Annotated in this window: 22 protein-coding genes and 2 tRNA genes; 1 reads left to right on the top strand and 23 read right to left on the bottom strand. The window is 37.3% G+C overall.

Features of this window, described 5'->3' with window-relative positions; all coding sequences use genetic code 11:
- Positions 1 to 41 precede the first annotated feature (41 nt).
- From M0Q46_05085 to M0Q46_05025, 13 genes are all read right to left on the bottom strand, one after another.
- Positions 42 to 911: a hypothetical protein gene (locus M0Q46_05085; protein MCK9582965.1), complete on the bottom strand. Its 870-nt coding sequence runs from the start codon at positions 909 to 911 to the stop codon at positions 42 to 44.
- Positions 912 to 1,424 (bottom strand): gamma carbonic anhydrase family protein, encoded by a 513-nt coding sequence (locus M0Q46_05080; protein ID MCK9582964.1) that lies wholly within the window; start codon positions 1,422 to 1,424, stop codon positions 912 to 914. It lies immediately after the preceding gene.
- Positions 1,421 to 2,347, bottom strand: coding sequence for an ornithine carbamoyltransferase (gene argF, locus M0Q46_05075; GenBank protein ID MCK9582963.1), 927 nt, complete (start codon positions 2,345 to 2,347; stop codon positions 1,421 to 1,423). The genes M0Q46_05080 and argF overlap by 4 nt, the downstream gene beginning before the upstream one ends.
- Positions 2,348 to 2,408: 61 nt before the next feature.
- Positions 2,409 to 3,848 (bottom strand): glycosyltransferase family 39 protein, encoded by a 1,440-nt coding sequence (locus M0Q46_05070; GenBank protein MCK9582962.1) that lies wholly within the window; start codon positions 3,846 to 3,848, stop codon positions 2,409 to 2,411.
- Positions 3,838 to 4,380, bottom strand: a complete 543-nt coding sequence (locus tag M0Q46_05065) for a phosphatase PAP2 family protein (protein MCK9582961.1) — start codon at positions 4,378 to 4,380, stop codon at positions 3,838 to 3,840. The genes M0Q46_05070 and M0Q46_05065 overlap by 11 nt, the downstream gene beginning before the upstream one ends.
- Positions 4,373 to 4,792 carry a biopolymer transporter ExbD gene (locus M0Q46_05060; GenBank protein MCK9582960.1) on the bottom strand — a complete coding sequence of 140 codons (420 nt, stop codon included), beginning with the start codon at positions 4,790 to 4,792 and terminating at the stop codon, positions 4,373 to 4,375. Before M0Q46_05060 ends, M0Q46_05065 begins: the two co-directional genes overlap by 8 nt.
- Positions 4,793 to 4,794: 2 nt before the next feature.
- The gene (locus M0Q46_05055) at positions 4,795 to 5,415 is read right to left on the bottom strand and encodes a MotA/TolQ/ExbB proton channel family protein (protein ID MCK9582959.1); all 621 of its coding nucleotides are present in this window, start codon (positions 5,413 to 5,415) and stop codon (positions 4,795 to 4,797) included.
- Between the two features lie 85 nt (positions 5,416 to 5,500).
- Positions 5,501 to 6,955 (bottom strand): hypothetical protein, encoded by a 1,455-nt coding sequence (locus M0Q46_05050; protein MCK9582958.1) that lies wholly within the window; start codon positions 6,953 to 6,955, stop codon positions 5,501 to 5,503.
- On the bottom strand, positions 6,952 to 9,780 hold the full coding sequence (locus tag M0Q46_05045; GenBank protein ID MCK9582957.1) for a tetratricopeptide repeat protein: 2,829 nt from the start codon (positions 9,778 to 9,780) through the stop codon (positions 6,952 to 6,954). Before M0Q46_05045 ends, M0Q46_05050 begins: the two co-directional genes overlap by 4 nt.
- Positions 9,781 to 10,093: 313 nt before the next feature.
- Positions 10,094 to 10,179: transfer RNA gene (locus M0Q46_05040), tRNA-Leu, on the bottom strand.
- A 122-nt stretch (positions 10,180 to 10,301) separates the two neighbouring features.
- Positions 10,302 to 10,979, bottom strand: a complete 678-nt coding sequence (locus M0Q46_05035) for a polysaccharide deacetylase family protein (GenBank protein MCK9582956.1) — start codon at positions 10,977 to 10,979, stop codon at positions 10,302 to 10,304.
- 19 nt (positions 10,980 to 10,998) lie between these two features.
- Positions 10,999 to 11,586 carry a hypothetical protein gene (locus M0Q46_05030; GenBank protein MCK9582955.1) on the bottom strand — a complete coding sequence of 196 codons (588 nt, stop codon included), beginning with the start codon at positions 11,584 to 11,586 and terminating at the stop codon, positions 10,999 to 11,001.
- Positions 11,559 to 12,236, bottom strand: a complete 678-nt coding sequence (locus tag M0Q46_05025) for a M50 family metallopeptidase (protein MCK9582954.1) — start codon at positions 12,234 to 12,236, stop codon at positions 11,559 to 11,561. Before M0Q46_05025 ends, M0Q46_05030 begins: the two co-directional genes overlap by 28 nt.
- A 49-nt stretch (positions 12,237 to 12,285) precedes the next feature.
- Between M0Q46_05025 and M0Q46_05020 the strand changes: the two genes are divergently transcribed.
- Complete coding sequence (locus tag M0Q46_05020) at positions 12,286 to 14,133, top strand: YgiQ family radical SAM protein (protein ID MCK9582953.1); 1,848 nt, start codon at positions 12,286 to 12,288, stop codon at positions 14,131 to 14,133.
- 60 nt (positions 14,134 to 14,193) lie between these two features.
- Here M0Q46_05020 and M0Q46_05015 read toward each other — a convergent pair whose 3' ends face one another.
- From M0Q46_05015 to M0Q46_04970, 10 genes are all read right to left on the bottom strand, one after another.
- Entirely contained in the window at positions 14,194 to 14,994 is an 801-nt protein-coding gene (locus M0Q46_05015) for a M48 family metallopeptidase (protein MCK9582952.1), read from the bottom strand.
- A gap of 26 nt (positions 14,995 to 15,020) precedes the next feature.
- Positions 15,021 to 15,929: a cation diffusion facilitator family transporter gene (locus tag M0Q46_05010; GenBank protein ID MCK9582951.1), complete on the bottom strand. Its 909-nt coding sequence runs from the start codon at positions 15,927 to 15,929 to the stop codon at positions 15,021 to 15,023.
- Positions 15,930 to 16,056: 127 nt separating this feature from the next.
- Entirely contained in the window at positions 16,057 to 18,189 is a 2,133-nt protein-coding gene (locus M0Q46_05005; protein MCK9582950.1) for a DNA internalization-related competence protein ComEC/Rec2, read from the bottom strand.
- A 103-nt stretch (positions 18,190 to 18,292) separates the two neighbouring features.
- A complete protein-coding gene (rplA, locus tag M0Q46_05000) occupies positions 18,293 to 18,976 on the bottom strand; it encodes a 50S ribosomal protein L1 (protein ID MCK9582949.1) in 684 nt (227 codons plus the stop codon).
- A gap of 93 nt (positions 18,977 to 19,069) precedes the next feature.
- On the bottom strand, positions 19,070 to 19,501 hold the full coding sequence (rplK, locus tag M0Q46_04995; protein ID MCK9582948.1) for a 50S ribosomal protein L11: 432 nt from the start codon (positions 19,499 to 19,501) through the stop codon (positions 19,070 to 19,072).
- Between the two features lie 13 nt (positions 19,502 to 19,514).
- Positions 19,515 to 20,045: a transcription termination/antitermination protein NusG gene (gene nusG, locus M0Q46_04990; GenBank protein ID MCK9582947.1), complete on the bottom strand. Its 531-nt coding sequence runs from the start codon at positions 20,043 to 20,045 to the stop codon at positions 19,515 to 19,517.
- A 36-nt stretch (positions 20,046 to 20,081) separates the two neighbouring features.
- A complete protein-coding gene (gene secE, locus M0Q46_04985; GenBank protein MCK9582946.1) occupies positions 20,082 to 20,270 on the bottom strand; it encodes a preprotein translocase subunit SecE in 189 nt (62 codons plus the stop codon).
- Between the two features lie 29 nt (positions 20,271 to 20,299).
- Positions 20,300 to 20,371 (bottom strand) — tRNA-Trp (locus tag M0Q46_04980).
- Between the two features lie 50 nt (positions 20,372 to 20,421).
- Positions 20,422 to 20,574 (bottom strand): 50S ribosomal protein L33, encoded by a 153-nt coding sequence (gene rpmG, locus M0Q46_04975; GenBank protein ID MCK9582945.1) that lies wholly within the window; start codon positions 20,572 to 20,574, stop codon positions 20,422 to 20,424.
- Between the two features lie 70 nt (positions 20,575 to 20,644).
- On the bottom strand, positions 20,645 to 20,755 hold a 111-nt coding region (locus M0Q46_04970), incomplete at its 5' end, for a hypothetical protein (protein ID MCK9582944.1).

Raw genomic sequence — 20,755 nt, 5'->3', positions numbered from 1 at the left:
AATTGTTCTGCAAAGTAACACATAAAATTAAACATTCTTTTCTAAGACATCACTTTTTTAACACAGATATTTTTTAGAACACACAAATCGCAAAGCGGCTTTTTTTTACAATACCTTTTACACAGTTCAACCATTAACGCATGGAATTCATTATAAATTTTAACACTTTTTGGTAAAGAATTTTCAAAAAACTCTTGCACCTCACTGTAACTGCTAAAGTTAAACCCGAAATTTGCAATAGGACGCTGGATTCGACAAACGATGCCGGACTTTTTCTGCCTCAAAAAGTTCGCCCGATGTTCACACATCGCTCTCACTTTTTGAGTTGAAAAATCCTCGGCCTCGCTCGTCTCGGTCATCACGCCTATTGCAAAATCCGGGTTAAACCATCCAAAGCGCGAACCTACTCTTTTTGTATAAGCATCAACAACAAAAATACGCTTTGCACCTGCATAAAGCAACATTGAATCGGCAGTTTCAGGCCCAATTCCCTTAAGCGCTAAAAGCTCATTTCTGCAAACATTTGTCGGTTGCAAAAAGAACTTACCAGGCGAAGCCGCACAAGAACTGAGAATATATTTAGAAAACACATTAAGGCACCACGCCTTTTGGTTGTAATATCCCGATGACCGTACTGCAGAGCAAATTTTTCTTAATGGAGTTGTGCTTAATGCAAAAGGTGAAAAGATATTTTTTGACTTTAAACCAATAAGCGCTTTTTTAGCATTTTGCCAAGTGGTGTTTTGTGTTAAAATTGCACCAACACAAACCTCAAACATTTCAGAGTCGCTTTTCGTTTTGTAAATACCATGCTGATATTTCAACTCATTATTTTCTATTATCGGCCACCAACCCTGAGGGCCAAAGCTGTTATAAAGTGTTTTATAAACCGTTATGGGTGAAGCTGGCAATTATTTATCCATTCGCTTATATAGTTTCGCAAATGCGACATATTCTTTTTCATTTAGCAAGATGCGTTTTTTGTTTTCTTGAGAAGTTTTTTTGATTATTTTTGCCGGTATGCCAACTACAACGGAGTTTGCAGGGATATTTGTATATTCAGTAACAATTGCGCCGGCGCCAATCATGCAATTTTTGCCTATTTTCGCACCGTCAAGAACTATCGCGCCCATACCTATAAGGCAATTATCGGCTATTTGACACCCATGCAAAATAGCACCATGTCCAATTGTAACACCGTTGCCAATTTTTACAGGTAGATTATAATTTGTATGCACTAAAACGGCATCTTGCAGGTTTGTATTTTTACCAATAAATATGCCGGCAACATCGCCGCGTAAAACAGAACCAAACCACACAGAAGAGCCAGAAGCTATTTCTATTTGGCCAAGCAAAACAACATTTTTTGATATATAGCAAGATGAGTGCAGCTTTGGAACGATTTTTAGGACATCTTCGTTCATTTTAGGTAGTGTTTTAGAATGGCTTTTTGAATGTGCAGGCGGTTTTCTGCCTGGTCAAAGATTACAGAGTTTTTGCCATCCATAACATCAGAGGTTATTTCTTCACCGCGAATTGCCGGTAAGCAATGCATAACAAGGCAATTTACTTTTGCAAGCGAGAGGAGATTAGCGTTTATTTGATATTTTTTGAATATTACTCTTCTTTCTTCGGCTTCGTCTTCTTCGCCCATAGATGTCCAAACATCGGTGTAGAGCACATCGGCATTTTGGGCGGCAATTTGCGCGTTTTCAAGCACTTCTATTTTGGCACCACTTTTTTTTGCTTCTTCTAAAGACCGTTTAAGAATTTCTTTATCGGGGCCGTAACCTTTTGGGCGCGCAAGATACAAGCTAAAACCAAGCACGCCTGCTGCGGCGCACCATGAGTTTGCCATATTGTTACCATCGCCAACAAATGCAACACTAATTTGTTTTAAGCCCTCTGGCGTTTTTATTTTTCTTTTTTCAACTATTGTAAGTATGTCACCAAAAACCTGACATGGGTGTTCTTTATCAGTAAGGCCATTTATAATTGGCACAGATGACCACTTGGCAAACTCCTGCACATCGGAATGTTTGAAAGCCCGTATCATCATACCATCTAAATAACGCGAAAGCGTGTAGGCGGTATCTTTAATTGTTTCCCCTCTTTTCCTTTGAAGGTTTTTGGCATCAAGCATTAGCGGCATTCCGCCAAGCTGATCCATTGCTACGGCAAAAGAGACCGATGTTCTGGTTGATGGCTTTTCAAATATCATACCAAGGGCATAGCCGGCAAGGATTTTGCTTGATTTGCCGGATTTTTTAAGCGCTATGGCCGATTTTATTATTGACCAAATTTCGGCTTTGTTTAAATCAAATACTGATAGAAGATGCTTTGTCATTTTTTTCCCAATTGTTAAATTTGTGCCATAATTTTACCAAAAACCGACTAAACTAAGCAAACTATCTGCTTACACCCTTATATTTGCGCCCGCTAACTATTGTGTATTTTCTAATTGCTATGCCATTTCTGTAAATTACCATTGAATCAATAGTTTGAATGCTTTCAAACTGGTCTTTATAGTTGCCAAATTGCATATCGGAATCAAAAATATATAAACCATTTTTACCTGCCGAGTTTTTTTCAAAGTCCCAAAGGTTATACTGGCTGTACCGTGCAACAGTTTTATCTACAAAAACAGGTATTTTGCCATCTGTGTAGTACTCCAACTGAGCGCTTAATTGGTGCGATGGCGTTACAATAAATTCTACACCAGGCCTTTTTTGTATTTCTTGCGCGATTTCGTGCCAGCCATGCACCCAGTTTGTGGCATCGGCAACCGCAAGCTTGGTAGAGATTTTTTTTATTGGTATAACGCCGTATATTGCATGAGCAAGCAATGTAACCGACATAAGCGCGGAAAATAATACCGCAAAATCCCACACTCTTGCCTTTAACTTGGAGCCCTTTAACAAGTACACGGGAACCAAAATTGAAAGCGTAAAATATGCAACAGCCGGCCAGTTTGCCTCGCTGGTTTTTTTAAACGATGCCACAGCAAAAAAAGCAATTACCGGCATTGATGTAATTGCAAGAAAAAACTTTTTATTGTCTTTTGAAAATAAGAAAATTGTCCCAGCAATTAACACCACTAAAAATACAAACGGCCCTGCCACAAGAAACTGGCCGCCTATATAATCAAAAAACTTACCAATGTGTATTTGAGAACCACTGGCGCCATGGGAGAGCTGAAATGAAAAAGATATCCAATTATGCCCTGCATTCCATAAAACAACCGGTAGAAAAACCAGAGCAGACAGCAATATTGCAATATATGGGTGAACTGTGGCAAGCCATTTTCGCTCTTTTGTAAAAAGCAGGTAAGTAAACAAGCACGGGAAAAGCAGTACCGCCGTATATTTTGACGCAAGCGCAAGACCTGCGCTAATTCCTAAGAAATACCAATAATGCACTTTTTGCGTTTTAAGCGCTTGCCAAAATAAAAATATGCTTACACCCCAAAAAAGAAAAAGCGGCACATCAGGTGTGGTTATTAAAGAACCGGAAAATGTTAGTGGATATAAGTTTAAAAGCAAAACACTGCCGGAGGCAACTTTTTCATCTTCAAATAAAGATAGCGAAAGTTTCCAGATAAGTATGCTTAATACCACCGAAACAAGAACACCGCCAAGACGAACGAAAAACTCACTTCCACCTAAGAAAGTTGTTAGTTTTATAAAAAAAGCTATAAGGCCAGGGTGGTCAAAAAAACCAGGCGATAGGTGTTTAGACCAAAGCCAGTAATATGCCTCATCAGGGTGAAGTTCTAAAATAGATGCGGCATAAAGCCGTACAGCAGAAAACAAAGCCACTGCGAATATGGTGGTTTTTTTATTTAGCATTAAACAATTGCCCTTGTATATATTTATTTGCGTTAGATTTTAATAAGTGTATTACAACAAACGCTATAAGGCCGCCAAAGAACATACCGCCTATCACATCTAACGGGTAATGAGCCAATATGTAAATTCTTGAGAAACCAACAGCAATCGCCGCGCCAAACACCAAAAATCGCCACAATATGTTTTTATAAAAGTGGGCAAACACCATAGCGGCGGCAAAAGTGTTTGCCGCATGGCACGAAGGGAAAGAAGTAAAAGAACTGCTTAAAGGCCTTGCTCTGTGAAAAATGTCTTTTAAGATACCACCGCAAATTAAATCTGTAATTGCGATGGTTATCAAAAGCACTATTGTTGTTGCAATGCCTTTTTTTTTGCCAAGTGTACATAGAAAAAATATAAAAATAACAAGCGGCGCCGTCCACAATTTTGAATTAGACAGTATGGGCATAATGAAATCAAAAAAGCTATTTTTAAAATCAAAAACAATTATGCCTGCAAGTTTATGGTCTAATGCCAGTAGGGTTTCAATCATTTTTATTTTTTAATTCAACCGCCAAGGCAAACTTTTTTGCTCCGCAAAGTTTAGCAATATCAATAACATTGACAATAGCTTCATATTTCGCGTTTTTATCACCTTTTACAACCACTGCCGCGTTACTTTTGATACTAATTCTTGCTGTAAGTTCTTCTGTTAAATCTTTAATTTCAACTTGTGTGCCATCCACAATTATACGCCCTTGCGCATCAACTGTTATTGTTATTTGCTGACCACTTTCATTTTCAACATTGGTGGCTTTTGGCAACTGAACCTTTAATGCCGAGTGCGTAATTATAGGTGTTGTGACCATAAAAATAATTAATAACACAAGCACCACATCTGTAAAAGGTGTGATGTTTATATCAGACATTAGCTTTGTTCTTCTACGCTTTTTGTTACCAAACATTTTTACTCCGAAAGTGCGTCTAAAAGTTCTGAAGCGCAAAGTTCCATATCATTAACAAATTGGTCAATTCTTTTTACAAAATAGTTATAGGCAACCACTGCTGGTATAGCAACCATTAAGCCCGTAGCGGTTGCAACAAGTGCCTCTGAAACTCCGCCTATAACTGTGCTTATGCCGCCTGTTCCGACACTTGAAATATCGTGGAATGCCCTCACAACTCCTATAATTGTGCCAAAAAGCCCGATGTAAAGCGATATATTGCCTATGGTGCCAACCACGCTTGTGTATTTTTCAAGTTTTATTACCTCTATGGTAACTTCACGCTCCAACGCGTTTGAGATCATTTTCTCACCATGACCACGAAGCTTAAGGCCAGAAAGCACTACATTGGCAAATGGCATCTGTGCATTTTTGCATACCTCAATGGCTTTTTGAAAGTTACCAGCTTTAATTTCACTTACAACCTCAGCTATGAAATCTTCTCTGGAAGTTTTTGAAACACGCGCGTAATAAATGATGCGGTTTAATATTACGGCGATGGAAAATATTGAACAAAACAGCAACACATACATTACTGGCCCACCAAAATTAAAAATCTGCCAAAGTGTTTTACCCTCGAACATTGCTACCTCCTTGCCCAAAAAAGCATTATCCTATGAAATGTCAGTATATAAGTTTTAGTGCCAAATTATTACACTAATTAATTATTTAGAAGTTGATTGTCAATCCAACTTGGTATTTAGCTTCTTTGGTCACAAAGTTCGGCTGAACTTCCTGTTTATCACCCAATATATTTTGCGCACCTAATGTTAGTACAATATTTTTGCTTAATGGTTTTTCAACAGACATTATGGCATTATTATAAGCTAATGTTTTTATACTCGCGGTATAATCATAGTACATTTGTGGCACAAAAGTATAAGCAGGTTTTAGCTTAAAACCATAAGAGCTAAACTCTGCTGAAATTGTCGCGCTTTGCTGGCATAGCAATTCGCTGCTGCGGTTTAAAAGCTTTTCGGCTTCAAACTTTAAAGAAAAAACACCGTTGTACTGCGCAGCTACTCTTAGTCCCGAAGCGTAGGTATCGTCTATATTGCCAGGGTATATTGTATTATTTGAAGCATCATATAAAAACACTAAAGAGTTTTTTTGGCCGCGTTGAAAAAAGGTTGAAGAAAATAGATATCGCTCTAAAATGTTGCAAGAGATTGTCTGTGTTAACTCATATTTATTTTCAGGGTTTAAAAGGTATGAATTTGAAGAATAAAACCTCTCTTTGCCATAAATTTCTTGCCATAACAACTCTTGTAAACCACTATCAAACCCTGCGGAAGCACTAAAATAATCTGAGATTTTATAGATGAGTTTCCCATTAAGTGCAAAATTGGCATTCCTTAAATTAAAACCAGCACCTGCGGAAAACTTGTTTAATAACACGCTTTGAGCCCAAAACTCAGCTGTGTAATAATTTTTTGCGTTTGAGAATCCGGTATTTTGCGATGCATAAAACTTAGCAGTGGTTAAAGTATCGTTTAACGGCAAAAACTTTGCAAGGAAACCAGCACTTAATAAGCTGTTTTTTTGCATTGATGCAAGCGAAAACTCCCTGCCTTCTAAATCTGTTTCAACCGATAAGCCTTTTAAGCAATAGAAGTGTGCTTTAACATCTGCGCCAATCATATCCTTTGACTGGTTATTAAATGTGTTTTTGCTTGCCTGAGTATTTAGAGAAAGAAAAACATTCGGCCCTACAAAATTTTTAAAACCAACGCCGATATAACCATTTTCCGATGCGAATATTTGCGTGTCTCCATCGGACTTTTCATATTTAATTAAGGCATCTATCATATTTGTTGAACTGTAATTTATAAAGCCGCCTGTTGTGCCAAAATTTCCGGCATGAATGCCAGCGCTAAGCATATTTGATGGGTTTTCATCGCTAAAATCATTGCTTACCCAAAAGGGTGAAAGTACAAGTTCTTCATCTGAAACAAAAGCCTGCCTTTTTAAAATCGGATTATCAAGTGGTGTTTTTTCAAGTTTTTGAATTGTTGGAGGTGTTTCTGGCAATGTAAATATAGTGCCATCTTGTGTTTGCGCATAAACGCAAACTGAAAATATAAACATATTAGTTATAAGCAATAGTATTTTTGAAGTTTTCATTTTCCCATACTTTCAAGCTTTTGTTTTGCCTGCTGTGCCCATGTGCTTTGTGGAAAAAACTCAACAGTTCTTTTATACGCGTTTATAGCTTCTTTTTTTTGTTTTAATGCCTGACAAGCAACACCTGCCATAAACTGCGCCTCTGAAGAATATTGGACATAATCACGAAAGAGATATACAGTTTTTAAGTATTCTACTGTGGCTTCTTTGTAAGCATTAGTATTAAAAAACGCATCACCAAGCAATTTTTGCGCTTGAGCTGCAATTGATTTATCTTCACATTCAATGGCGTGGCGTAACAAATCAATACTTTCTTTCCACCGGCTTTGCTCTTGCAATTTTATAGCTTTTGTTAAAAATTGACTGCTTGCAATTGCACTTTTTGGAAACTTGTTAATTAACACATCGTAGGCATTTTTAGCTAGAGTGTCTTCGCCTAATGACTCCCAAATTTTAGCAATAGAAAGCTGTGCTTTGGGTGCATAAACACTTTCCTTATACTTATCTACTACTTCTTGATACGCGTAAAGCGCATTATTAATTTTATTAAGTTTTTCATAACACTGGGCAACTCCAAATTGCGCGATTGCTTTTAAATCATTTGTGTAATCGAGTGATTTTATAATTTTATCGTACGCACTTAGCGATGTGGCAAAGTTGCCTATTTTATAATGCATCTGTGCTGCGCCAATTTCAGCGTTACGGCCGGCTATAGATGCTGGATACTTTAAACGAACAGTATTATATGCTTTTAGCGCCGCCGCATAACTCTCTTCGGCTTTTAGCTTTTCTGCTATTTTCATACCAACATCGGAGCTTAAGTTTGAAAGCGGATATGTTTCTACAAGATATTGCCAACTATTAAGCGCATCTGCGTTTTTACTCTGCGCGAAAAGTGCTTCGCCTTTTGCATATAAAGCATAAGGCGCAACCTGGCTTACAGGATAGTTTTTTACAACCTGACCGTAACTTTGCGCCGCTTTTTCGTATTCTTTTATATCCCAAAAAATATCGCCTTTGCGAAGCAATGCCTCGCTTACAAGAGAAGATTTTGGCCATTGTGTAAGTAGTTTATCAAATGCTTTTTGAGCACTGGAATACTCTTTAATTTTTATTAACGCTAAGCCGCTGTAGTATAAAACCTCATCGCCTTTTTCGTTTTGGCTATCTGCAAATTTCGCAAAGGTTTGCACCGCTTTTGCGTAATTGCCATTTTTATATTGAGCAAAGCCAAGGCGAAAGTTGACATCGTTGGCAAAAGAGTTATCAGAAACTTTGGCAAGATCATTTAGAGCATTTATAGCATCACTATATTTGCCTTCGAAAATATAAGTGTTTGCAATTTCAAGCCGTACACTGTTTGCAAGACGGCTTTTTGGTAATTCTTTTAAAAAATTTTCATATACCTCTCTTGCAAGCCCATAGTCACCGCGCCCGGCAAAACACTTCCCTATGCCAAAGAGCGCATCATCAAACATTTGAGAAGATGCATAAGCGCTAAGGAACTGCTGATAGTGTTTTCTGGCCGCGTCATATTCTTTTGTCGCAAAGAAACACTCTGCAACCATAAATTCGGCTCTTTCTGCAACAGAGACATTTGGGTATTTTTTAATTATTGTTCTAAACTGTTCAAGAGCTTTTTCCGGTTTGGAATCTTTTAACGAACTCCACGCGCTCCAATAAGCAGCAAATGGCGTAAGCTCACTTACAGGATGCATATTTGCAAATTTATCTAACTGAGAATATGCAGCTCTGTAGTTGCCTAAATTATAAAGGCAGATGCCAGATAAATAAGTAGATTGTTCAGAGTATGCATTAAGCTGAAAATTTTTATCCATTAAATCAAAGTATTTTGCGGCTTTTGCAAAGTTGCCGGTTTCAACAAAGCACCAACCCGCGCAAAAAAGTGCTTTTGGTGCAAGGTCTGATGACGGATATTTTTTTACAATGCTTTCATAGCGCGAAACAGCCTGTGAGTATTGTTTTTCAAAATAATACGACTCTGCCATTGAAAAAACTATTGCCGCTTGTATTTCGGGATCATACTGCCTGGCAAGCGCGTCTTCAAACTCAGACCTTGCACTTTCCATTTTGCCCCTTGCAATAAAAGTGCGACCAAGCTTGTAACAAGCAAGCGGCACCAAAAGAGAACTTTTATTTTCATTTAAGAATTTTTTATATGCAGCTTCAGCCTCAGAATAACTACCTCTTTCAAACCAGGTTTCTGCAACATAGAATTGGGCGGCTTCTTGCAGATCGGTTCTTTTTTGCCCATAATCATCTAATAGTTCGCCAAGTTTTGCAAGTGAAGTTGTATATCTGCCAAGGTTATAAAGGCATAATGCTTCGCCAAAGTAGGCATCGGCAATATAAGAACTGTTTTGGAACTGCCCAATAAATTTGTCGTACGCGCTTAACGCATCTTCATATTTTTCTTGTTTAAAAAGTGCTTTCGCAAGGTAAAAAAGCGCCTTGTCGGCATGAACGCTTTGAGGGTAAATGGCAAGAAACTTTGTATATTGATTTTGCGCTTTTAAATAATAACCAAGTCCAAAATAACAATCGGCAAGGCGTAAGGAAGAAACCTGACCAGATGGCGTGTCAAAATCCAAAACGGCGGAAGCTGCAAACTCTGCAGAGGCTGCTTTATAGTTTTTTTGAAGGAAAAGTGTTTCTGAAAGCTGGTCGTCTGCATAAACTGTAAATGGCACAACAATATAAAAAAAACATAAAAGTAAAAAAACAAATGTGCTGGCATAGCATTTATTTTTTTTGTTTATTTTAACCGAATTTGTTATTTGCGTGATTTCTTTTTTTGTGTTCATTTTGTTAACCCGTATTTTGTAATAGGTTTGAGAACCGAGACGAAAGAGATGGAGGCATTTTTGACGCAAAAATTGCAGCGAATGGTTATTCCATTTGCAAGACTTTTGCGAAAAAAAATGTCCCATATCTTTTGACAAATTCCAAATCCTATTGCGAAATCCGGGTTTAATGATACCAATTCATTTACCGACTATCAAGTCAAAAAAACAATAAACCCATAACCTAATCACTACTATTTATTTTTAAGATTTTATTTTTGCATTGGAAGTTTTTAGGAAAGTGTGTTTAAGTAATACTGCTTCTAACATTAAATGCCGAGGGAGAGAATTGAACTCTCACGCCGCCTAAGCGACTTCAGATTTTGAGTCTGACGCGTCTGCCAGTTCCGCCACCTCGGCAATCTTATAGGTAATTAAAATATCAATTACAAATTTTTAAGTATAAACAACCAGTTTTTACCATATTTTGGTATTATACAAAAAGTTGCGCTTAAGACAAAACAGTTATCATCTTTTGAGTTTTAGTTAACTTTATTCAGCCCCAATAACTGACTCACCGTAACAATTCCCAGACCTTGCTTTTTTGCCTCTTCAATTGCCCTTTTTGCGGCATAAATTGTACGTTCTCTGTTACTGCCGCCATCATGAAAAAGCAGTATTGCGCCTGCTCGTACATTTTTTACATATACTGCCGCAAGCTCTTCTTTTTTCATTTTGTTCCAGTCACAACCAAATGTCCAATTAACCGCAATATAACCTTTTTCTTCAAGTGTCTGTTTTACCCAAGTATTAACAAAACCGTATGGCATTCTAACTAAGTTTGGTTTATGTCCAATTTTCAAGAAAGCATTTTCTGCTAATTGAATTTGTTTAAGCAATTTTGGTTTATTTTCTATACCTTTCATTTTATAAAAATTGGGGTGATCGTAAAGATGGCTGCCAACTTCGTGCCCGTCGGCAATTACCATTTGTGCCATAGCCGGCCTTATGTTTACAAGCTGGCCTTCCATAAAAAATGTGGCTTTTACCCCATTAGCTTTTAACATATCAAGCACTTCTTGGGTATGTGGGCCAGGTCCATCATCAAAAGTTATGGCAATTTGTTTCTTGCCTTTTGGCCCTTGTGCGTAAAAGTTATCGCAATAAGCAAGGTTTAGTGATATAAAAAATACAACGAGAAATGTTATAAATAGTTTCATAACTTTGCTCACAAAAAAATTAAAACAAGTAGTTTTTAAGAATTGTTAAAAATGCGCAGGAAACAAGCGGCATCCAAAAATTGTCATTTAATGGCCATGCAATTATTTCAATTATTGTTGCAATGAGTGCCCCTAATAGCGCCAAAGGTAGCCCTAAAAATGGTATGCCAAGTGCTAAGCAAATAACAAAACAGGCAATACTACCTTCAACAGTTTTGTTGTACCAAAAAATTTTATATTTGCCGCAAAACTTGCCAAAAAGCGCTGCAGAGGCATCACCTAAGGCAAGATAAAATAGACTGACAAGTACAAGGCTTTTATCTTCAAATAGCAGCATTGTTAAAAATGAACCAAGTAATGTCCAGGGCAGGCCACTTATATTAGATGCCTCCCATGGCCTATGCACACCGCCTAAAAACCGCAATGTCCAAACATTAAAAGCTGGCATATTTAAACGCACCATTTCAACAATGAAAACCACCACAATTATGCCGCCCATAACCCAAAGAACCATATCTTTGTTTAAAAACCAATAGCCAAAAACATAAACAAGCGTAAGCAGGTGAAAGAGTTTCCTTCTTATTTCATCAGTTGGAATGTCAAACATAATGCATACACCTTTTGCCCTATATTTTTTATATCAACAATATTTTGAGAAATAAAATCACTAATATAAATCTGATCTGGAAAAACTGCTTTTAACACCGTCAGCGTTGCTATGCAAAGCGCAAAAACAATTATTGTCATAGAAAAAAATTTGCCGTATTGTTCAAGGTCGCTTTGACCTTTTGCAAGCGCAAAGTATGTAAGCGCATAGTGAAAAGCCAAAGTAAAGCCGCAGCCGAAAGCATAAAGCCAGTAGTAATTTTGTGTGTCAATAAACAATCCAACTAACAAATAAATAGCGGCAAAAATTAAAGTGTAAATAGGCACAAAATATGGGGCAAGTGCAATAAATGGCGTTCTTTTATCCATTACTACACAGCCACCACTTGATGAAACATTAAAACTTTTAACTTTTGCGCCGCTTAAAACGCCAGCAATTGCATGCGTAAGTTCGTGCCCAAAAACATAAGTTCTAAGGGGTTTTGAAAGCAGTTTTTGTAATAGCAAGTACAAAATTAATCCGGCAGCAAATGGTGATAAAGCGCTTGAGTTGCTTATGCCAAGCTCAATAATAACTTTAAGTAAAACCCAAATTGCAACAACAGCAAATGGGAACAATAAAACCGCGAATAACTTCCTTAATAATGCCATTTTACTATGGCAGTTTAGCAACTTTGCCGTAAAATATCAAATTGCATTTATGTATATAAAAAATAGTTTTTTTACATTGACAACGCATAGCATATCTAATATACTCAAAGCGCAAAAAACAAAAAAGGAAATTATGTTTTTACCAACAAATCTAACTGAGGCAAAAGGGCAGGGCATAAACGAACTTGATGTTGTGCTTATAAGTGCGGATGCTTACATTGACCACCCATCATTTGCGCCCGCATTAATTGGCAGGTTTTTGCAATCATTAGGCCTCAGCGTAGGCATAATTGCACAGCCAAACTGGCATAACAAAGATGATTTTATGGCTCTTGGCAGGCCAAAGCTTTTTTTTGGCGTAACAGCCGGCAATATTGACTCTATGGTTTCGCTTTACACTCCACAACGAAAAATTCGTTCGCAAGACGCCTATACTGAAAATGGCGAACCCGGCAAAAAACCCTATCTACCTACAATTGTTTACACAAACCGAATTAAAGAAGCTTTTAAAGATGTAGCTGTCGTTATAGGCGGAATTGAAGCAAGTTTGCGCCGCATAGCACACTTTGATTTCTACACGGACAAGGTGCGGCCGTCGATTATACTAGATTCAAAAGCAGATGTGCTTATTTATGGCAATGGTGAAGCACCTTTGCGCGAGCTTGTTGTTCGGCTAAAAGCAGGCGAGCAATTACGCGAAATTAAAAACATTGCCGGAACTGTGGTGCCATTAAACAAAAATGATGATGCATTTGTGAAAGATGTTTTAACATTACCTTCTTTTGAAGAGGTAAAAGATAATAAAGCAACTTTTGCAAATATGACAAAAATTGTTTTAGAAAACCAAAACCCTTACAACGCAAAACCAATGTTGCAGCATTGTGGTACAAGGCGCATTATAATTAACCCACCGGCTTTTCCACTTAGCACAAAAGAAATTGACGAAGTTTACGCATTGCAATTTGAACGCAAAGCACACCCAAAGTACAAAGGCAAAATTCCTGCCCTTGAGATGATTGGCGCATCAATTAGCGCGCACCGCGGCTGTTATGGTGGATGTAGTTTTTGCACACTTTATATGCATCAGGGAAAGTTTATTCAAAGCCGCTCTAAAGAGTCAATAAAAAAAGAAGTGCGTGAACTTATAAAGGCCGGATGCAAAGTTATAACCGATATTGGCGGGCCAACAGCAAATATGTATGGAACTTTTTGCACTAATGAAATAGCTATGAAAAATTGCAAAAGGCCAAGCTGTTTATTCCCATCTATTTGCAAAAATCTTAACACAACTTCAAGTAGTTTTTTAGGTGTTTTAAAAGATGTTTCAATGATGGAAGGTATAAAATCACTTTATGTAAACTCTGGTGTAAGGTACGACTTGGCACTACTTAACCCGGAGTTTGTACACGAACTTGCAATTAACTACACGCAAGGGCAGTTGTCGGTAGCGCCAGAACACTGTGATGAAGGCATTTTAAATTTGATGCATAAACCAAAGGTAGAGATTTTTGAAAATTTTTTGCGGCTGTATAGAAAAGAATGTGCTTTGGCAGGTAAAAAACAATTTGTTATTCCTTATTTAATTGTAGGCCATCCGGGCGCGACTGACAAAACTGAAAGCAAAATTAAAAACTTTGTTGCAAGAAATGAACTTACTGCAGAGCAAATGCAGGAGTTTTACCCAACACCAATGAGCTTATCTACAGCAATGTATTATACAGGGTTGGATATTTACTCAGGCAAAGAGATTGTGGTATCAAAAAAGCTTAGCACAAAAAAACTTTGGAAAAACAACACCATAAAAGCCGGATTTAAGGCCGGATTCCAACCACGCGGGAACCAACCCACAAAATTTGTAAAAAACAAATTTACTAAACACCACAAACAACACCGCTAATAAAACTAAATCTTGGAAATATTTTTGAAGGGATTTTTTGTTATTGCAATTACTGCGAGGTTAGTTCTTTTGGTAATACTCTAATGCCTGAGGAATTTCACTTTTAATTTTTGCAATTCTATTTTCATCGGCAGGATGTGTTGACATAAACTCTGGCGGCTTTTTAGTATCTAAAGCGTTCATTCTTTCCCAAAATTCAACTGCGCCTTCCAGGTTATACCCGGCCATTGCCATAAAAACAAGCCCTATCTGGTCTGCTTCGTACTCGTGGTTTCTGCTATATGGCAATAAAACTCCGACCTGAGAACCAACACCGTACGCCATTAACATTAGCTGCTGTGTCTGTTCACTTTTTGTTTTAAGTGCTTCAGAAAGCGCAATACCACCAAGTTGCGTTAGCAAAAGCTGGCTCATTCTTTCACTGCCATGCTTTGCTATTGCATGTGCAACCTCGTGACCCACTACAACCGCAAGCCCATTTTCATCTTTTGTCAGCGGCAGTATCCCTGTATAAACTGCAACTTTACCACCAGGCATACAAAATGCGTTTACTGTTTGACTATCTTTTATTAAGTTAAATTCCCAATTGTAGTTTTTTATATCTGACCCAAGCTCATTATCACTTAAAAACTTTTCTGCCGCAACGGCTATGCGTTTGCCAACCTTTTGTACCATTTCAACACTTGGCTGATATTTTGAAAGCTCCGATTTCTCTATAAGTTCCTTATAACTATCCGCGCTCATTTGAACAATTTGGCTTTCAGGCACAAGTGAAAGTTGTTTTCTACCCGTAAGCGGCACTGTGGCACAACCCATAAAAAAAATTGCGAGCAGAATGAACAGGGTTAGTTTCTTTGACATAATAAAACCTCTTTTGCTAATTGATTTCATTTTTTGTAAACACAATTTAATACAAACTTACATACTTTGCAAAGCTTATCGCAGGGCTCTATATGCACAAGAACTTTTGAATTAGCAATTTCCTGTGAAATTGATTTTTCTATCAACTCAGTTATTTCGTGACTTTGCGCAACGCTCATTGTAGAAGGCACTGTCATATGCAAATCTATATGCCTGACACTTCCTGCCTTTCTTGTGCGCAAATCATGAAAATCAACAAAGGATATTTCATGTTTTGCAAGAACAGCTCTTAATTTATCCATTTCATCATCTGTAAGTTGTTCATCCATAAGAGGTCCAAATGAATGCAGTAAAATTACAAACCCTTCCCAAAATATAATCAGTGCAACAATTATTGCAACCACAGGGTCTAACCATTTTAATCCTGTAAGCCAAATAAGTCCAAGCCCAAGTGCTACGGTCAGAGAAGATAATGCATCGGTTTTTAAATGTAGGGCGTCAGCTTCAATAGCGACCGAGTCCTCATCTTTAGCTACTTTATACAACTTAGCGGCAATAATAAAGTTTGCTATTGCAGAAATAGACATAACTGCGAAACCCACCAGTTCTAGCTCTATACTCACAGTACCTAACAACTTTTTTACTGAAAAATAAACTATCAACGAAGCCGCAAACATAACTAAAACTGCCTCTACAACACCAGAAACATTCTCAGCTTTCTCATGACCAAACGGGTGGTTTTTATCAGGTGGGTTAGCAGAAACCTTAACTGAAATAAGTGCAATAAACGAAGCCAATAAATCCATAGACGAATGTATCGCCTCAGAAATAATACTTACAGACCCTGTAAGAAATCCAGCCACAATTTTGATTGTAATTAAAATGCTGTTTGAAAGCACCGACAATTTAGCAACCGCAACTTTTTTTGATTTCATTTTAAACTCTTAAAGTTATTTTATTAATTATAACAGCGTGCAGATTATAGCACTTTAAGCCATTTTCAACAAACAAAAATGACAGCAAAAACCACATAATAATGCGCACCGAAAAGTTAATTCGCAATCACTTTTTGTAACTATTAAATGTTAACTTTTTATTATCTATGATAACTGATACCCTGCCAAGTTTAGAAGTAATATAAGTATTGCTAGACATTGCTCCATCAAAACAATCAAAACCACCTCTGCCGCAAACAACAAGAGTTTCTGGGTTCAGTTTTTTAATTATTTCATGGTTTATTGCTTCTTTTCTATTATTTATTTGCATTACATCGGCATTAAGCGCACTTGTAGAATTTGAAAGCTCAAAAAGCGTCTGCTGACCGGCATCGCCTGCAAATAAAACTTTCTTATCCTGATACTCCAGCATAAAAACAACCGTATTATCCCTTGAACTCTCCAAAAGTGTTCTAGGCCAAAGTGTATCTAAAACCACACCTGACTCCTTAAAGACATCATCTGCCCACACTTGGCGTGTTGGTACATTTTTCTCTTTGGCAAGCTCAAGTACTTTTACATACTCGCTTTCAAAGCTTGTTTGTGGCGCGATAAACAACTCGCCAATGCGCAAGCTTTCTAATAATATTCTAAGGCCGCCATAATTTGAGATAAACACATTTGATATAAAAACCTTATCTATTTTTAAAACAGCATTTTTTAATAGATATGGCAGTACAATTCTTTTACCAGGGTCAAACTCGTTATTGTAACTTCCTGAACAATCTATTAACCAGTTTTTCCCATTTGGCAGAGCAATGTGCACAACCCTACCGCGTTCAAGTGAGAGAAAATTTATTGATAGTTTATCATCCTTTGACACTCTGTTAAAAACCAATACAACCATTAAAGTTGCTATCGTAAAAAACAATATTATGCGTGCCGTTAAACTTTTTTTAAGTTTTGGAATTGAAAAAATTATTAAATAGTAACAACAAACAGTAAAAAAAGACGGGTATGCAACTACAACTGTTGCGTATTTATATTGCGCAAAAAGTTTTACAAGCCATAACATTGTAAAAAGCATTAAAGAAAGACCCTTTGCGATAAGTGTCGCAAAAGTTGCAGAAACTAATTCAAAACCACACATTAAAAACCCAAAAGTGGTGATAAACCCAGAGAGAGGAACAATAAATATGTTGCTTAATAAACCAATTAAAGACACTCTGCCAAAGTAGTAAGCCAAAATAGGCAATACCGCAAGCTGTGCCGCAAAAGATGCCGCGGCAACACTACATACCCACCTTATAATTTTTGGTGTTTTAGTAAATAGTTTAGTTATTTCCTTGTAAAAATAAACTATACCTACTGTTGCCCCAAAAGACAACTGAAAACTTGCGCTAAAAAGCGACCGTGGATCAAAAATTAATATTACAAATGCGGCAAGTGATAGTGAGTGATAAATTAGCACCGGCCTTGATAATGAAAGTGAAAACGCGACAAAAATTGCCATAACACCGGCACGTAACACTGGCGGGGTAGCGCCTGTTGCAAATACATAAAGCAAAATAAATGGGATTGAACCTAAAGATGCAACCCTGTAACTAAAACCGAACAACCTAAATAAAAACCAAACAATAACTGCCACATAGGCAACATTCATCCCGCTGACAACTAATATGTGCATTACACCGGCTTTTGTAAAATTTTCTTTGGTTATCGTATCAAGCAACGACTCATCGCCAATAAGCATTGGAGATAGCACGCCTGCATAGTAATTTGGTATGTGTTTGTTAACTGTTTTTACAACAAAATCATGAGCGCTTTGAGCCAAACGTAAAAAATAATACTGCTTACTTTCTTCCAAGGTGTTTATTTCATTTGCGTAAAAGATGGCATAAACATTTTGCGTTGCAAGATAACGCGCGTAATTAAACTGGCCATCGTTAAAACTTTCCATAGGCAAAACCAAATTGCCCTTTAATAACAGTTTATTACCTAATGATGCTTTAAAACTACCATAGTAAGTTACTAAAATATCCCCTAAAGAAGCTTTATCATTTACAGTTTTAACTTTTAATATAAATTGTGTTTTTGTATCGTTTTGGCGAACTAAACGCTCAAGTATTCCAACAATTTTAGAGTTTTGCAATGGAGCAAAGTTTTCAATATTTTCACTGCGAGTGTTTAGAAAACCACTATGCGCATAAAAGATAAGTAGGAACAAAACATAAATTAAAAATACCGCAATTAACGGCATTGTGCGCAAATATTTAAAAATAGAAAAGACCCGAGAAGCAAATGCCTCTCGGGTCTTTGTAATTACAATGAAGAGTTTTTTAAACACTTTTTATTTAATTAAATTACTTTTCAACCGTTGTGATTACTTTTATGCCAGGCCCCATGGTGCTTGCTATGAAAATGCTCTTTATATACTGGCCTTTTGATGTTGATGGCTTTGACCTAATTACTGCATCAAGCAATGTTTTTGCGTTTTGCACAAGTTTTTCGGCATCAAATGAAGCTTTACCAACTGCGCAATGGAGTATGCCGTAAGCATCATTTTTATATTCAATTCTACCAAGTTTTAACTCTTTAACCGCTTTACTGATTTCAAATGTTACAGTACCGGACTTTGGATTTGGCATAAGACCTTTTGGACCAAGAACTTTACCAAGCTTCGTTAAGTCTTTCATTGTATCTGGTGTAGCAACAAGTACATCAAACTCAAACCAACCCTTTGCTATTTTTTCTATTAAATCCTCATACCCTGCCTCGTCAGCACCTGCGGCCTGAGCATCTTTTAGTTTGTCACCTTTTGCAATTACAGCAATTCTTCTTGTTTTACCTATGCCGTGCGGAAGAGCAACAATTCCACGCACTATCTGGTCACTTTGCTTCGGGTCTATGCCAAGGCGAATATGCATTTCAACAGTTTCGTCAAACTTTGCCCTTGCAGTTTTCTTTACCAAATCAACCGCTTCTGCCATTGTGTACAACTTGTTTTTGTCTACCAACTTGCCTGTTTCGTTAAGACGCTTACTCATTTTTTCTCCCTTAGTGTGGTATGCGTAATTTTAGCCAAAACAATTTTGGCCAAAACTACTCCCACAACATCTATTTTGGAACTGACTAATTAACTAATCTTTTATTTCAATGCCCATGCTTCTTGCGGTACCTTCAACCATAAGCATTGCCCCTTTCAGATCATTGGCATTTAGATCGGGCATTTTTTGTTTCGCTATTTCTTCAACTTGTTTTTTTGTAATTTTGCCAACCTTTGTTTTGTTTGGCTCACCGGATGCTTTTGCAAGGCCTGCGGCCTTTTTAACAAGTGCTGAAACTGGTGGCATTTTTGTGATAAATGTAAATGATCTGTCTTCAAACACGGTAATTATAACCGGTATTGTCATACCTGGTTCCATTTTTGAAGTTGCGGCATTGAACTGTTTACAAAAATCCATAATATTTACACCTTGCTGGCCAAGTGCCGGGCCAACTGGTGGCGCAGGGTTTGCCGCACCTGCTGGAATTTGCAATTTAATTTGTGCTTTTACTTTTTTGGGTGCCATTTATACAGCTCCTTTAGAGTTTTTCAACCTGTAGAAAATCTAATTCTACCGGCGTTGGTCTGCCGAATATTGTAACCATTACTTTTAATTTACCGCGCTGATCATTAATTTCTTCAACAATACCAATGAAGTGTTTGAAAGGCCCTTCAACTATTCTTACATTTTCTTCTTTTTCAAATGTTATAGACGGCCTTGGCCTTGCACCAACTGGAGCATTTATAGTTTGTAATAAGCCGGTAACTTCTTCCTCTGGCATTGAAACCGGCTTTACGCCGCCCAAAAACCCGGTTACACCAGCTGTGTTACGCACCAACCAATAGGTTTCATTGTCTATTGTCATTTCAACAAAAACATAGCCAGGGAAAAACTTGCGCTTTTTTATGCATTTTTTGTTGCGTCTTACTTCAACAACTTCCTCGGTTGGCACACTAATTCTTGCAATGCGTTCCTGCATTCCAAGATTTGCAACAGATTTCTCTAAGCTGGACTTTACTCTGTCTTCATGACCTGAATAGGTGTGAACCACATACCACATATTTGACATTTTATAAACCTCGCAATAACATAGTTGAAATAAAACTTATAATACAAAACTCAAGAACTTTGACAAGAAAAAATCTGCTGTTCCAACAAAAACCGCAATTAGCGCAACAAGTATAATTATTGCAATTGTTGAACCGATTACTTCTTTTCTTGAAAGCCATGTAACTTTCTTAAGCTCATAATAAGCTTCTTTTAAAAATTGCCAGCCCTGTGAAAAAATGTTCATATTTTTTTCCAATTCCGCGAAATTAACAGCGGGAGCGGAGAGACTTGAACTCCCAGTCCCGGTTTTGGAGACCGGTGGTTTGCCAATTAACCGACGCTCCCACCACTTGTTTAATTTTTACAACTAAAAGAACATTTAAAACTTTTTTAACTTACTTTGTTTCTTTATGCAGAGTACTTTTTCCACAATTTTTGCAGAATTTTTTTAACTCAAGTTTTTTTTCGCTCTTTTTACCGCGGTCAAAATTGTAATTTCTATTCTTGCATTCAGTGCAAGCAATTGTAATTATTACTCTGTCTGCCATTTTATATTTCTCCCAGAAAACAACTTACCACCTTATAAGGCGGCCACTTTTATTTATTTGCTACTTATTTTTACTCAACTATCTCTGTTACAACTCCAGCTCCAACTGTGTGCCCGCCTTCTCTTATCGCAAATCTAAGCTGCGTTTCCATCGCTATCGGCGTTATTAACTCTATGTCCAT

The sequence above is a fragment of the Endomicrobiales bacterium genome, assembly GCA_023228045.1.
Taxonomy (GTDB): Bacteria; Elusimicrobiota; Endomicrobiia; order Endomicrobiales; family JALOBY01; genus JALOBY01.
The sequence above is the reverse complement of the archived record's forward strand: the minus strand, read 5'-3'. Positions and strand labels throughout refer to the sequence as shown.